Here is a 14,008-nt window from a genome sequence, read left to right as displayed (position 1 = left end):
GCGCGTATAAAAAAGGGGCCGCCGATTCTTCATCGGCGGCCCCTTCGTCATTGCACGCTCGTCAAGCGCTAATCTTTCGCCACGCCCGATGCCCCGTGGCTCAGCCAGTCGAGCACGGCGGCGGCGTCATCGTCGCTCGATCGACGCGCCTTCTCCACCGTCTCGCTGATCTTCGCGCCCGGCTGCGGCGCGGCACGGCGAATCGCCACGCCGACCGCGAGGATGTCGATGATGACGAGGTGCAGAATGCGCGAAATCATCGACAGTTGCGACTCGCGAATCTCGATATGATCCGTCTCCAGCGCCACGGTCGCGCGCTTGGCGAGCGGCGTGTTACTCGACGTGATCGCGATCACGGTCGCGCCCTGCTGCATCGCCACTTCGAGCACGCGCAGCAACTCCGGCGCGCGGCCCGACTTCGAGACGGCCACGATCACATCGCCCTTGCCGAGCAGCGCCGCCGACGCCGCCTGCATGTACAGATCGCCATAAGCGATAGTCGGGATGCCGAAGCGGAAGAACTTGTAGTGCGCGTCCTGCGCGACGATGTTCGAATTCCCGAGCCCGTAAAACTCGATGCGCCGCGCGCCGTTGAGAATCTCGATCGCGCGCTCGACGTTGTCGAAGTTCAGATGCTCGCGCAACTGCAGGATGGCGGACACGGTGTTGTCCAGCACCTTCGCGCCGAAATCGGTGGCGGTATCGCCGAGATGCACCTGGCTGTGGCTTACCGGAATCGTGCCGGTGAGGCCCGTCGCGAGCTTCAGCTTGAAGTCGGACAACCCTTGGCAGCCGAGCGAGCGGCAAAAGCGGATCACGGTCGGCTGGCTCACGTCGGCCTTGCGCGCGATATCGATGATCGGATCGTTGATGATCGAGCGCGGATGATTCAACGCGAGATCCGCCACGCGCCGCTCGGCGGGCGTGAGCGCGTCGCGCATCTGGCGAATGCGCTCGAACACCGCGGACGATCCGCTGTTCGCGCGGTTCGACAGCTGTTCGGCGAGAATCGCGGACACGCCGAGAAACGCCGGATATTCCGCCGTGATGACGTAAGTCGGAATGCCCGACAGATATTGCTGGAAGCGCCCTTTCGCCTCGAATCGCTCGCGAAAAGGCGACTTGTGGAACAGTTCGCCCAGCTTGAGGACGATGCCGCCGCCGATATAGATGCCGCCCAGCGCGCCCAGCGTCACCGCGATATTGCCCGCGAACGTGCCGAGGATCGCACAGAAGCAATTCACCGTTTCGAGCGCGAGCGCTTCGCCCGCCAGCGCGCGTGCAGTGACGTCGGCGGCGGTGAACGTGTCGGCGACCGTCACGTCGTCGCGCTCCGCCAACGCGCGATAAATCAGCTCGAGCCCCTGCCCCGCGCACACGCGCTCGAACGACACGTGCGGGAACTTGCGGCGCGCATAGCGCGTGACGACGTCCTCGCGCTCGTCGAACGGCGAGAACGTGGCATGGCCGCCTTCGCTGCCGAGCGCGATCCAGCGATCGTCGGCGGGAATCAGGCCGGACACGCCGAGACCCGTGCCCGGACCGAGCAGGCCGATCACGCTGTTCTGCCGGCGCGCGCCGCCGCCGATTTGCACGCGCTGCGCATCCGTGAGGCCGGGCAGCGCCATCGCGAGCGCGGTGAAGTCATTGACGACGAGCAGCGTATCGAAGCCGAGCGCGCGGCGCGTCGCTTCGATCGAAAAGCTCCAGTCATGGTTGGTCATCTTCACGTTATCGCCGTCCACCGGATTGGCGATCGCGATCGCCGCATGATTCACGCGGCCGACCTTCGTGTCCTTCAGATACTGCTGCATCACTTCCGCGATGCCGGGGTAATCGGCGCCCGGATACACGCGGATTTGCCCGATCTCGCCCGGCGCCGTCTCCAGCGCGAAGCGCGCGTTGGTGCCGCCGATGTCGGCAAGCAGCCTCGGTCCATCGGCGTGGCTCGCGGCCGGCGCGGCCTTATGCACACCAGTAGACATCGAGCTTCACTCCTTCATCGTTGGCCAACGTCGAGATGGCGTTCTTTTGGCGGGCGGCGAGCGCTGCATTCAGTACGTCGAGCTTCTTCTGGCCGGAGATGAAGAGAAAAAGCTGGCTGACCTGTTTGAGCGCGGTCATCGACAGGCTCACGCGCGCATGCGGCGCACTGCCCGGATGCACCGCGACGAAGCGGTCCGGCGTCGAAATGGCGAAGTCCCATTCGGGCGCGTCCGCGAAGATGGATGCCGTGTGGCCGTCCTCGCCCATGCCGAGCACGGCGACGTCCGGCAGGCCGCGGCGCGCGTCCGCGTTCAATGCGGCAACGTGCGCGTCCAGCGATGCGGACGTATCGACGAGCGGCAGGAAATACGCCGCCGCGCCCGCGTTCTGCAGAAGCGTCTCGCGAACGAGGCGCGCGTTGCTCGCGGCGTCGGATTCCGGCACCCAGCGGTCGTCGACCAGCGTGACGTCGATATGCGCCCAGTCGAGCGCTTCTTGCGAAAGCGTCTGCAAGAACGGACGCGGGCTCGTGCCGCCCGATACCGCGAGCGTGGCGTGAGCGGATTGTCCGGTTGGCTGCGCGCTGGCATCGGCCGATGCGGCGCCTCTGGCCGCGAGGGACGCGGCGAGCGCGTCGCTGACGGCTTTCGCCAGCGCGTCCGAGTGGGCGCGCGGGTCGTCGAAAGTGCGAAGCTCGATCACTGCTCCTCCATCCTGCTTGTCTTGGTTTATCGACCCGCCTTTACCGCGATGCCGCGAGCGGCCCGCGAAGCGGTGTTCGGTGCTGGCGTCCGCGCCGCGTCTCTCTCGTGGAGACCGTCGGCTGAGCGCCTCATTGTCTCAATTTTCCTCTTCCAGCCAGCATGTGCCGTGCTGGGCCAGCATCGCGCTCGATGCCGCCGGTCCCCACGTGCCCGCCGCATAGGGCTTGGGCTTGTTCGTCGACGATGCCCACGCGTTCAGAATGGGCTCAACCCAGCGCCACGCGGCTTCCTGTTCGTCGCGCCGCACGAAAAGCGCGAGGCGGCCGTGAATGACGTCCAGCAAGAGCCGCTGATACGCTTCCATCTGCCCTTCCTTGAAGAACTGGTCGAACGCCAGATCGAGGTGAACGCTTGCCAGATTCATGCCCTCGCCCGGCTGCTTCGCGAGGCAATAGAGGCGAATGGTTTCGTTCGGCTGCAGGCGAATGACGAGCCGGTTTGCGCCCGCGCGCAACGCGTTCGCGCCGAGCGCCGAATGCGGCACCGGCCGGAAATTGACGACGATTTCCGCGACGCGATCCGCCAGCCGCTTGCCCGTGCGCAGAAAAAACGGCACGCCGGCCCAGCGCCAGTTCTCGATCTCCACCTTCAGCGCGACGAAGGTTTCCGTCGTGCTGTCCGGGCGCACGCCCGGCTCGGTTGCGTACGCCGGCACCGATGCACCGCGGATCACGCCTGCATGGTACTGGCCGCGCACCGCGACGCGGCTGATATCGCGCTCATCGATAGGCTTCAGCGCGCGCAGCACGCGCAGTTTTTCGTCGCGCACGGAGTCGGAATCCATCGAGTGCGGCGGCTCCATCGTCACGATGGAAAGCAGCTGCAGCAAGTGATTCTGCACCATGTCGCGCAGCGCGCCGGTGTTGTCGTAGAAGTCGCCGCGCGCTTCCACGCCAAGCTCTTCCGCAATGGTGATCTGAATGCTCTCGACCCATTCGCGCCGCCACAGCGGCTCGAACAGCGCATTGCCGAAACGCAGCGCGAGCAGGTTCTGCACCGGCTCCTTACCGAGGTAATGGTCGATCCGGTAGATCTGCTCTTCCTGGAAGATTTCGCCGACGGCGTCGTTGATGGCGTTCGACGACTTCAGGTCATAGCCGAGCGGCTTTTCCAGCACGATGCGCGCGTTCTGGTTCAGCCCCACGTCCGCGAGCGCGCGGCAGATCGGCACGAAGAGCGACGGTCCCGTCGCCAGATAGAAGACGCGCGTGCCGTCGTGCTGGGCGAGCGCGTCGCGCAGCACGACGAAGTCTTCGGCGCGGCCGAGATCGAGCTGCACATACTGAATGCGATCGAGAAAACTGCGCCACGCGGTTTCATCGATGCCCTCTTTCGACACGTGCGGCTTCACGTGCTCCTCGACCCACGCGAGGTATTCGCCCGGCGCCTGCGCGCCGCGCGCCACCGCGACGATCTTGCCCGATGCCGCGAGCATTCCGGCGCGATGCGCCTCGAACAGCGCGGGGAGGATCTTGCGCATCGACAGGTCGCCGGTCCCGCCGAACAGCACGAAAATGAAATTCGAGTCGCTTTGCATGGGTTTGAGGCCGGTTGTGAAGTCGGTGGGACGTCGAACGAAAGGTCATCGTAGTTCGACAAAATTTTTTTTGACACTGAATTGTAGTTTAACTACAATCCAAATCAAGAGGAAATGTGATCCGGGAAAAAAATGGCTTGTCAATCAAAAGCTGAGTGTTTTCCCTAGGTGATCGTTCTGAACGCATGTTAACGGAGTCCGGACATCGCTGCTTTCAGGCACGTTCGGGCTTTTCGTGCGGTCGGCCTCCCGCTCGCATCGGCTGTCCGAACGCATGTCGGCCGTCTGCGCAGGCAAAAACCAAAAGCAATTACTTTGCATGGGACCGGAAAAGGCGCAAAAACCGCCGGCTTCGGTCGAGAGGAGACAGTCGTTGCGATCCAACTCACTCATTCCTTGAGAGCCGTGCGGCCGATCATCGGTCTGCCGGCCTTGCACGCGCGTGTGCGACTCATGGAGCACGCCGCTCGCTTCCCCGCCGACACCGCCGATTCCCCGGCCACCCAGCAGTGCCCGTTTGAACCACCTTTTTTCAACGCTTCTGGCGACATCAGGGGCCAATCGTTTTTTGTTCAGGTGTCTGGAGGAGATAAACAATGAAAGTCCGTAAGCTCATGGGCGCGCTGTGCGCCGCAGGTCTTCTGTGCGGCGCGACGGCGTCGGCGGTGCAGGCTGCCGAAGCCGTGTCCGTGCTGCACTGGTGGACCTCGGGCGGCGAATCGAAGGCGGTCGGCGTGCTCAAGGACGACATGACCAAGCAGGGTTACACCTGGAAGGACTTCGCCGTCGCGGGCGGCGCAGGCGCTGCCGCGATGACCGCGCTGAAGACGCAGGTGATCTCGGGCAACGCGCCGTCGGCAGCCCAGATCAAGGGACCGCTGATCCAGGAATGGTCGGAGCAAGGCGTGCTCGTGCCGATCGATTCCGTCGCGGGTGACTGGAAGAAGAACCTGCCGCCTGAAATCGACAAGATCATCCACGCGGACGGCCACTACGTTGCCGCGCCGTTCTCGGTGCATCGCGTGAACTGGCTGTACATCAACAAGGCCGCGCTCGACAAGGCAGGCGGCAAGGTGCCGACGACCTGGGCAGAGTTCTTCCAGGTGGCCGACAAGATGAAGGCCGCGGGCATCATGCCGGTCGCGATGGGCGGCCAGCCGTGGCAAGACCTGACGCTGTGGGAAGACGTCGTGCTGTCGCAGGGCGCGGACTTCTATAAGAAGGCTATCGTCGATCTGGACCAGAAGACGCTGACGTCCGACAAGATGGTTCAGGTGTTCGACACGGTCCGCAAGATCCAGGGCTACTTCGACAACGGCCGCACGGGCCGTGACTGGAACCTCGCCACGGCCATGGTCATCAACGGCAAGGCCGGCATGCAGTTCATGGGCGACTGGGCGAAGGGCGAATTCGCCGGCGCGAACAAGAAGGCGGGCACGGACTACATCTGCGCCGCGGTGCCGGGCACGGAGAAGTCGTACACGTTCAACGTCGATTCGTTCGTGTTCTTCCAGCAGAAGGGCCAGAAGACCGCCACGCCGGGCCAGCTCGCGCTCGCGAAGACCATCATGTCGCCCGATTTCCAGGAACAGTTCAGCCTGAACAAGGGCTCGATCCCGGTTCGCCTCGGCGTGAAGATGGACAAGTTCGACGACTGCGCGAAGAAGTCCTACTCTGATGAACAGACGGCCATCAAATCGGGCGGCTACGTTCCGTCGCTCGCGCATGGCATGGCTCAGGGCGACGCCACCGCGGGCGCCATGACCGACGTCGTGACCAAGTTCATGAATTCGTCGCAGGATTCCAAGAGCGCGGTTGCAGCGCTCGCGAACGCTGCCAAGACGAAGTAAGAACGAAGTCGAAAGGCCGGGCGGCGTGCGGGGAATCCTCGCCGCGCGCTGCCCGGCCAGCAACACCTTGCATCGAGCGTTCGTTACGCTCCAAGCCAGCCCAATCCGAAAGCACCACCTGTCGCCACAAGCGCGCGAGTCAGTGTCCTACAGCGCGCAAGAGCGCGAACAAGCGCCGGCGCATCTTCCAGGAGTCGAGTTGTGACTGCCTCCCTCAGCGGTACCGCGGAAAAAACGCCGCCCCAGCCTCGCCGCGCTTCGCCCACAGCGGCGCTCGCCGATCGCTGGATTCCGAAGCTGGTGCTCGCTCCCAGCATCCTGATTGCGCTCGTGTTCGTGTACGGGTTCATTCTCATCACCGGCTATCTGTCGCTGACGAACTCGCGGCTGATGCCACGCTACGAATTCTCGGGCCTCGACCGCTATCGGCAGCTTTTCGACAACGACGTCTGGTGGACGTCCGCCGCCAACCTCGGCTGGTTCGGCATTCCGTTCATCGGCATCTGCGTGGCGCTCGGGCTGTTCCTCGCCATCCTGCTCGACCAGAAGATCCGCAATGAAGGCGCATTGCGCGCGGTCTTTCTCTACCCGATGGCACTCTCGTTCATCGTGACCGGCACCGCGTGGCAGTGGATTCTGAACCCCGGCCTCGGCATCGAGAAAGTGCTGCACGACTGGGGCTGGACGAGCTTTTCGTTCGACTGGCTCGGCAATCCGGACAAGGCCATTTTCTGCGTCGTGATCGCGGCGGTCTGGCAGTCGAGCGGCTTCGTGATGGCGCTCTTCCTCGCGGGCTTGCGCGGCGTCGACAGCGAAATTTTCAAGGCCGCGCAGGTGGACGGCGCGACGCTGCCGACCATCTATCGCAAGATCGTGATTCCGAGCATGCGGCCGGTGTTTTTCTCCGTGCTGCTGATTCTCTGCCACATCACGATCAAGACCTTCGACCTCGTCGTCGCGCTGACGGCGGGCGGTCCGGGCACGTCGTCGTCGCTGCCGGCCATCTTCATGTACACGTTCTCGTTCAACCGGGGACAACTGGGCGTGGGCGCCGCTTCGTCGATGATGATGCTCGCCACCGTCGTCGCGGTGCTCGTGCCGCTCATGTATCTCGAATCGAGGAGCACCCGCAATGCAGCCTAAGATGACGATCAGCCGCGCCGTCATTTACGCGGTGCTCATACTGTTTGCGCTGTACTTCCTGTTCCCGATCTACGTGATGCTGTCCACGTCGTTCAAGGACCTCGACCAGCTTCGCACGGGCAACCTGCTCACGCCGCCGTCGCACTTCACCGTCGCGCCGTGGGTGAAGGCGTGGCAGGAAGCGTGTACCGGCGTGCGCTGCGACGGCATGCAGCCGTTTTTCATGAACTCGGTGCGCATGGTGATTCCGGCCGTGCTGATCTCGTCGATCGTCGGCGCGTTCAACGGCTACGTGCTCACGCACTGGCGTTTCCGTGGCGCGGATGCGTTCTTCACCATGCTGCTCGTCGGCTGTTTCATCCCGTTCCAGGCCATTCTGCTGCCGATGGCGCGCCTGCAGGGCTTTCTCGGCCTGTCGAACACGACGAGCGGCCTCGTGCTCGTGCACGTGATCTACGGCATCGCGTTCACGACCATGTTCTTCCGCAATTTCTACGTGAGCATTCCGGCGGAGCTCGTGAAGGCGGCGCGCATCGACGGTGCGGGTTTCTTCATGATCTTCACGAAGATTCTGCTGCCCGTGTCGCTGCCCATCTTCATGGTCTGCCTCATCTGGCAATTCACGCAGATCTGGAACGACTTCCTGTTCGGCATCGTGTTTTCGGGCGTGGATTCCATGCCGATCACGGTCGCGCTGAACAACCTCGTGAATACGTCGACGGGCGTGAAGGAATACAACGTCGACATGGCGGGCGCGATCATCGCGGCATTGCCGACGATTCTCGTCTACATGATCGCGGGACGTTATTTCGTGCGCGGCCTGACGGCGGGCGCGGTGAAGGGTTGAGCGCGCTTTCGACGCGCGTCCCCTGCTGAACAGACAACATAGAGGATTCAAGCATGGCAAGCCTTTCCATCCGTGACGTGTACAAGACCTACCCGAACGGGGTGCCGGTTCTCAAGGGTGTCAACATCGATATCGAGGACGGTCAGTTCCTGATCCTCGTCGGCGGCTCGGGCTGCGGCAAGTCCACGCTACTCAACATGATCGCGGGTCTCGAAACCGTGACGCGCGGCGACATCATGATCGACGGCAAGACGGTCAACAATCTCTCGCCGAAGGACCGCGATATCGCGATGGTCTTCCAGTCCTACGCGCTCTACCCGTCCATGAGCGTGCGCGACAACATCTCGTTCGGCCTCAACATCCGCAAGGTGCCGAAGGACGAGCAGAAGAAGATCGTCGATCGCGTGTCGGAGACGCTGCAGATCGGCCATCTGCTGGACCGCAAGCCGGGGCAGTTGTCGGGCGGTCAGCGTCAGCGCGTCGCGATGGGCCGCGCGCTCGCACGCGATCCCGTCATGTTCCTGTTCGACGAACCGCTCTCGAACCTCGACGCGAAGCTGCGTATCGAGATGCGCTCGGAGATCAAGCTCTTGCATCAGCGTCTCGGCACGACGATCGTGTACGTGACGCACGACCAGATCGAAGCGATGACGCTCGGCGACCGCATCGCCGTGATGAAGGACGGCATCGTGCAGCAGTTCGGCGCGCCGCAAGAAATCTACGATTCGCCGTCGAACCTGTTCGTCGCGGGCTTCATCGGCGCGCCGCCGATGAACTTCATCACCGGCAAGCTGGTCGAGTCGGGCTCGGGCGTCGGCTTGCAGATCGACACCGGCGTCGCGAAGAAAGTGCTGAACCTGCCGTTCGATGCATCGCGGCTGCGCGGCAAGGTCGGCCAGGACGTGGTGCTCGGGCTGCGTCCGGAGCGCATCACCGATGCGCGCAGCGCGCATAACGTCGAAGACGCGAGCCTGCAGCCGATCGACGTGCGCGTCGACGTGATCGAGCCGACCGGCCCGGACACGCTCGTGTTCGCGCAGGTCAACGGCAAGCGCGTCGTGTCGCGTGTGCATCCGGCGAGCAATCCGCAGCCGATGACGAACATGACGCTGCTTTTCGATGTGTCGAAGGCGGTGCTGTTCGATCCGCAGACGGAAGAGCGGCTCGCCTGACCGCCTTCCCTCGCCGCAGTTCTTCGGAAGCCGCGCATATTGCGCGGCTTTTTCTTTGCGCGGTCGGGTGGTTCCGCGCACAAAGCGGCCCGATCTAGCGAATGCGGCACAATCACCGTTTCATCACTCGATCGAGCATCACGCGCTGCCCTCGTTCATGACCTTGCTTTCCACGCATCCCAATCTCGCCTGGCCGGCTTCCAATGGCCCCGATCCGTTCATCGGCCTCGAATCCCTCGACGATCCCGCCGCCCAAGCCTGGGTCGATGCCCAGAATCGCCGCACCGAAGCCGCGTTCGGCGAGACGCCCGATGCGCGCGCGCTCGCCGCGCGGCTGGAAGCGGCGTACACGTCGCAGGACCGCATCGTCACGTGTTCGCGCTACGGCGACTGGGCGTACAACACGTGGCAGGACGACGCACATCCGCTCGGCATCGTGCGGCGCACGCCGTGGAGCGCGTGGCTCGCCGGGACGCCCGAATGGGACATCGTGCTCGATGTCGACGCGCTCGACCTCAACACGAACGAGGCCGACGACACGCGCTGGGCGCTCTCCGACTTCGACATGCTCTACCCCGCTTACGACCGCGCGCTCGTCTCCCTGTCGCCGGGCGGCTCGGACGCGTGCATCGTGCGCGAGTTCGATATCGCCGCGCGCCGCTTCGTCGACGATGGCTTCGCGCTGCCGGATGTCGGCAAGCACGACGTATCGTGGATCGATCGCGACACGGTCTACGTCGGCTGGGACGACAGCAAGACGAACGCGCGACCCGCGCTGACCACGTCGGGCTTTCCGCGTCAGGCGCGGCGCTGGAAGCGCGGCACGCCGCTCGCGGATGCGCCGGTCGTGTTTGAAGGCAAGCGGCGCGATGTATCGGCGGGCGCGGACTACGATCCGCTCGAAAAGCTGCATCTAGCCTCGCGCGCCGTCACGTTCTGGGACACGCTGCATTTCTGGCTCGATGAAACCGCGAACGAATGGCGTCAGTACGATCTGCCGCAGCACGTCGAAATCGAGCATTGGGACGGCTGGCTCTTCGTCACGCCGCGCAAGGCGTGGACGACGGGCGGAAGGCGTCACGCGGCGGGCTCGCTGCTGGTCATCCGGCGCGCTGCGTTTCTGGACGGCGCGCGCGACTTCACCGCGCTTTTCGAGCCGGCGGAGCGTCGGGTGCTCGCGGGCATCGACTTCACGAAGCATTGGCTGATCGCTTCGCAGATGGACGACGGCGCCCCGCGCGTCACGCTGTGGCGCCCGCCCGCGAACGCCGATGCCGATGCCGATGCCGACACGAAGGCCGCATGGCAATCGCGCGACGTCGCGTTGCCCGAGGCGAGCCAGTCGTACGTCGATTCGATCGACAGCGAGCGCGACGATACCGTGCTGATTCACGTCGAACATTTCCTCACGCCGCCGTCGCTCCATCATGCCGACCTCGCCAGCGACGCGCCCTGGACGCTGCTCGCGCGCCTGCCCGCGCAGTTCGACGCGACCGGCCTCACCGCCGTGCGCCGTCACGCGATCGCGCCCGACGGCGAGCGCATTCCGTACTGGCTGATCGGCCGCGACGTCGATGCGCAATCGCCCGCTCAACCGCGCCCCTGCCTGCTCTACGGCTACGGCGGCTTCGAAGTCGCGCTCGATCCCAGCTACGACGCGACGACGGGCATCGCGTGGCTCGAACGCGGCGGTCTTTACGCGGTCGCGAACATTCGCGGCGGCGGCGAGTTCGGCCCGCAGTGGCATCAGGCGGCGCTGCGCGAGAACCGGCAGGTCTCGTTCGACGATTTCGTCGCGGTTGCCGAAGCGCTCGCCAAAAGCGGCGTCACGAGCGCGAAACACCTCGCCATTCGCGGCGCGAGCAACGGCGGTTTGTTGACCGGTGTCTGCATGGTGCAGCGGTCCGACTGCTTCGGCGCGGTGCTGTCCGAAGTGCCGCTGCTCGACATGATGCGATTCCATACGCTGCTGCAAGGCGCATCGTGGATCGACGAATACGGCGATCCCGACGATGCCGCCGATCGTCGTCATCTCGTCGCGTATTCGCCGTATCAGAACGTGAAAGCCGATGTGACGTATCCCCCCGTGCTCTTCACGTCATCCACGAGCGATGACCGCGTGCATCCCGGCCACGCCCGCAAGATGGCGGCGAAGATGCAGGCGCAGGGGCACGAGCGCGTCTGGTATCAGGAAACGGGCGACGGCGGCCACGGTGCGGGCGTCGAGCCGGAAGCCGTCGCGCAGGCCGAGGCGGCGGCGTTCACTTTCCTCGCGTCGACCGTTGGACCGCTGCCGCCGGCGGCTTGAGTTTCATCATGTAATTCAGACTTGTCCGGCGAAAGCGCCGCGCGTCCTTACGAATTCGAATTCGGTTGATATAGCCGTCATTACAGCGCGCCTATAGTTTGAACACTGCTTGCTGCAACGGCGAGCCGCCTTCGTGGACGGGAGCGGCCCGCCGGTGAAGAACCCGCACGTGGACAGCGCGGGTTCGCTCGGCGAGCAGCAGTACGACGTGCTAACTGTTTCATTCCATCGAAACGATCTGGAACGCCTCTGACCCAGCCGGTTCCGATCCATGCCCAGGAGGAGACGCCTATCGCCAAAATCGAATTGACCGGCCATTCATCTCTGACCCGAAGAATGCCGGCCCATAACGGCTCGACTCAGGACACACTTCTGACCCAAGGCATGGACTGAAGAAAGACCGAGAGAAACACTCTGACCCATTGAACCTCGCCATTGCGCGAGGTTTTTTTTCGCCTGCGCTCGCCGGCGGACATGCTCGCGTCGAAGCCGCGTCAGACCCGGTCAAACCCGCACCGGGGCGGCATGCGAACGCAGCACGAGCGTACGCCCGGCGAACGTCAGCACGCCGCACACGCCGATGACGACGCCCATGCCGTGCGGCGATACGTCGTGAAAAAACCCCACTGCGAGGCTCGCCAGCGCGCCGAGCGCAAGCTGCATCGCGCCGAAGACGGCCGCCGCCGCGCCCGCGTTGCGTGGATAGCGGTGCATGAGCTCGGTCGTGCAATTGGCCGACAGCAAGCCCACCACGCCCACGACGAAGAAGAGGCTCGCGACGATCGACCATAAGCCGCCCCATCCGGTCAGCGCGACGAGCGCGACCACGAGCGCCGCGACCACGCTGACGAACGCCGCGCCCGAGATCATCTTCAACGCGCCGACGCGCCCGACGAGCTTCGTGTTCAGCACATTGCCGCCGATGATCCCGATGATATTCAGCCCGAACAGCAGGCCGTAATGCTGCGGCTTCACGTGGAAGTAGTCGATATAAACGAACGGCGTCGCGGTGATGTACGCGAACATCGACGCGAACGCCATGCCGCCGCACACCACGTGACCCCACGTGACCGGATCGGTCAGGAGATGTCCGTAAGCGGCGAACGACTTGCCGAGCGCCGCGCCCGCGCGCTTTTCCTTCGGCCAGGTTTCGGGCACGCGCAGGAATGCGGTCACGGCGCAGACCGCGCCGAAGAGCGTCAGCGCGACGAACACCACGCGCCAGCCGCCCAGCAGCAGCAGTTGTCCGCCGATCAGCGGCGCGAGCAACGGGCCGATAGACGTGACGATGGAAAGCATCGACAGGACGCGGGCGGCATCGGTCGGCGCGTGCGCGTCGCGGGCGATCGCGCGTGCCAGCACCGACGCCGCGCCTGCGCCGAGCGCCTGCAGGAAGCGCACGATGACGAGCGCATCGATGGAAAACGCCGCCGCGCACGCGACACTCGCAATCGCGTACAGCGCGATGCCGCCGAGCAGAACCGGACGGCGGCCATAGGCATCGGAAAGCGGACCGTAGAGCAGCATGCCGAACGAAAAGCCGAACATGAAGCTCGTCAGCGTGCTTTGCGCGGCGGCCGGGCTCGTGCCGAACGCGGCGGCGAGAGACGGCAGGCTCGGCAGATACATGTCGATGGACAGCGGGCCGCATGCGGCGAGCGCGCCGAGCAACAGGATCAGCCGGCCATCGGGCCGGCGACGGATGGTGTCTGACATCGGGTGCGCTGGAAAAAGACGAGGCGCTTCGCGGCGCGGACGGCGTTGAAGGCGAGCGAGCCATTGTACGCGACCCTCTTTTTTCGCGTTGCGCTAAGCTCGGCGCTCGATCCGCTTTCCTCTATCTCGAACGATGACCGCCTTCCTGCTGATCTGGAGCCCGCGCAAATGGCCGTGGCCCGAGTTGCCCGATGTCGCGCGCCGCGTCGCAGCGGGCGAAGCCGTCGCCGATGTCTGGGGCTGCGGCACGGCGCGCGGCCTGCTGCCGGGCGATCGTGTGTTCGTGCATCGCGTGTCGCAGGAGCCGAAGGGCATCTTCGCCTCGGGCTACGTCACGCGCGCGCCCTACGAAGTGCCCGATGCGCAGTCGAAGCGCGGCTATCGGCTGTGCATCGACTTCGTGTACGACTGGCTCGCCGATGCGCGCGAGCATGTCGTCGTCACGCGCGACGAGTTGCGCGCCCATCCGTTTTCCGTGCAGACGTGGGACGCGCAAAGCTCCGGCACGATCATCAAGCCGATGGCCGAAGGCGCGCTCGAGAAGCTCTGGACCGAGCGCACGGGCCGGCGCGGGCGTCCCGGCGCGCTGCATCGCTGAAGGCCGTCGGCGGGTCCGCCCGACCCCGCCCGCTTGCAACGACTCCGGTACAATTTCAGCAACAATCGTCGCGCCGGACGCCGGGCG

Annotated in this window: 11 protein-coding genes; 6 read left to right on the top strand and 5 right to left on the bottom strand. The window is 64.7% G+C overall.

The genetic code is table 11. The annotated features are described in order from the left end of the window. Positions 1–68: 68 nt before the first annotated feature. From AWB72_RS04835 to AWB72_RS28430, 4 genes are all read right to left on the bottom strand, one after another. On the bottom strand, positions 69–1,985 hold the full coding sequence (locus AWB72_RS04835; RefSeq protein ID WP_040051879.1) for a bifunctional transcriptional regulator/glucokinase: 1,917 nt from the start codon (positions 1,983–1,985) through the stop codon (positions 69–71). Beyond that, entirely contained in the window at positions 1,966–2,688 is a 723-nt protein-coding gene (gene pgl, locus AWB72_RS04830; protein WP_040051878.1) for a 6-phosphogluconolactonase, read from the bottom strand. Before pgl ends, AWB72_RS04835 begins: the two co-directional genes overlap by 20 nt. A 138-nt stretch (positions 2,689–2,826) precedes the next feature. Continuing rightward, positions 2,827–4,287: a glucose-6-phosphate dehydrogenase gene (gene zwf / locus AWB72_RS04825; RefSeq protein ID WP_040051877.1), complete on the bottom strand. Its 1,461-nt coding sequence runs from the start codon at positions 4,285–4,287 to the stop codon at positions 2,827–2,829. 144 nt (positions 4,288–4,431) lie between these two features. Next, positions 4,432–4,884, bottom strand: coding sequence for a hypothetical protein (locus AWB72_RS28430; RefSeq protein WP_143754577.1), 453 nt, complete (start codon positions 4,882–4,884; stop codon positions 4,432–4,434). On the opposite strand from AWB72_RS28430, the gene AWB72_RS04820 reads away from it, so the two are divergent. The 5 genes from AWB72_RS04820 (at position 4,884) to AWB72_RS04800 (ending at position 11,607) form a co-directional block, all read left to right on the top strand. Next, on the top strand, positions 4,884–6,137 hold the full coding sequence (locus AWB72_RS04820) for an ABC transporter substrate-binding protein (RefSeq protein WP_040051876.1): 1,254 nt from the start codon (positions 4,884–4,886) through the stop codon (positions 6,135–6,137). The genes AWB72_RS28430 and AWB72_RS04820 overlap by 1 nt on opposite strands. A gap of 201 nt (positions 6,138–6,338) precedes the next feature. Next, the gene (locus AWB72_RS04815; RefSeq protein ID WP_040051875.1) at positions 6,339–7,280 is read left to right on the top strand and encodes a carbohydrate ABC transporter permease; all 942 of its coding nucleotides are present in this window, start codon (positions 6,339–6,341) and stop codon (positions 7,278–7,280) included. Further along, positions 7,270–8,127: a carbohydrate ABC transporter permease gene (locus tag AWB72_RS04810; protein WP_087127882.1), complete on the top strand. Its 858-nt coding sequence runs from the start codon at positions 7,270–7,272 to the stop codon at positions 8,125–8,127. The genes AWB72_RS04815 and AWB72_RS04810 overlap by 11 nt, the downstream gene beginning before the upstream one ends. Before the next feature lie 53 nt (positions 8,128–8,180). Further along, complete coding sequence (locus AWB72_RS04805) at positions 8,181–9,299, top strand: ABC transporter ATP-binding protein (protein WP_040051873.1); 1,119 nt, start codon at positions 8,181–8,183, stop codon at positions 9,297–9,299. Positions 9,300–9,456: 157 nt separating this feature from the next. Continuing rightward, positions 9,457–11,607, top strand: a complete 2,151-nt coding sequence (locus AWB72_RS04800) for a prolyl oligopeptidase family serine peptidase (RefSeq protein WP_040051967.1) — start codon at positions 9,457–9,459, stop codon at positions 11,605–11,607. 504 nt (positions 11,608–12,111) lie between these two features. Here AWB72_RS04800 and AWB72_RS04795 read toward each other — a convergent pair. Beyond that, positions 12,112–13,323, bottom strand: a complete 1,212-nt coding sequence (locus AWB72_RS04795) for a Bcr/CflA family multidrug efflux MFS transporter (protein WP_040051872.1) — start codon at positions 13,321–13,323, stop codon at positions 12,112–12,114. A 133-nt stretch (positions 13,324–13,456) separates the two neighbouring features. On the opposite strand from AWB72_RS04795, the gene AWB72_RS04790 reads away from it, so the two are divergent. Then, positions 13,457–13,921, top strand: coding sequence for a hypothetical protein (locus tag AWB72_RS04790; RefSeq protein WP_040051871.1), 465 nt, complete (start codon positions 13,457–13,459; stop codon positions 13,919–13,921). Positions 13,922–14,008: the final 87 nt, after the last annotated feature.

Source organism: Caballeronia concitans, assembly GCF_001544615.1.
Classification (GTDB): domain Bacteria; phylum Pseudomonadota; class Gammaproteobacteria; order Burkholderiales; family Burkholderiaceae; genus Caballeronia; species Caballeronia concitans.
The sequence above is the reverse complement of the archived record's forward strand: the minus strand, read 5'-3'. Positions and strand labels throughout refer to the sequence as shown.

Excerpts from the sequence above, each read along its gene's own strand:
- AWB72_RS04835 (WP_040051879.1), bottom strand. The coding sequence starts at position 1,985 with ATGTCTACTGGTGTGCATAAGGCCGCGCCGGCCGCGAGCCACGCCGAT.
- zwf (WP_040051877.1), bottom strand. The coding sequence starts at position 4,287 with ATGCAAAGCGACTCGAATTTCATTTTCGTGCTGTTCGGCGGGACCGGC.
- AWB72_RS04820 (WP_040051876.1), top strand. The coding sequence starts at position 4,884 with ATGAAAGTCCGTAAGCTCATGGGCGCGCTGTGCGCCGCAGGTCTTCTG.
- AWB72_RS04810 (WP_087127882.1), top strand. The coding sequence starts at position 7,270 with ATGCAGCCTAAGATGACGATCAGCCGCGCCGTCATTTACGCGGTGCTC.
- AWB72_RS04805 (WP_040051873.1), top strand. The coding sequence starts at position 8,181 with ATGGCAAGCCTTTCCATCCGTGACGTGTACAAGACCTACCCGAACGGG.
- AWB72_RS04800 (WP_040051967.1), top strand. The coding sequence starts at position 9,457 with ATGACCTTGCTTTCCACGCATCCCAATCTCGCCTGGCCGGCTTCCAAT.
- AWB72_RS04795 (WP_040051872.1), bottom strand. The coding sequence starts at position 13,323 with ATGTCAGACACCATCCGTCGCCGGCCCGATGGCCGGCTGATCCTGTTG.
- AWB72_RS04790 (WP_040051871.1), top strand. The coding sequence starts at position 13,457 with ATGACCGCCTTCCTGCTGATCTGGAGCCCGCGCAAATGGCCGTGGCCC.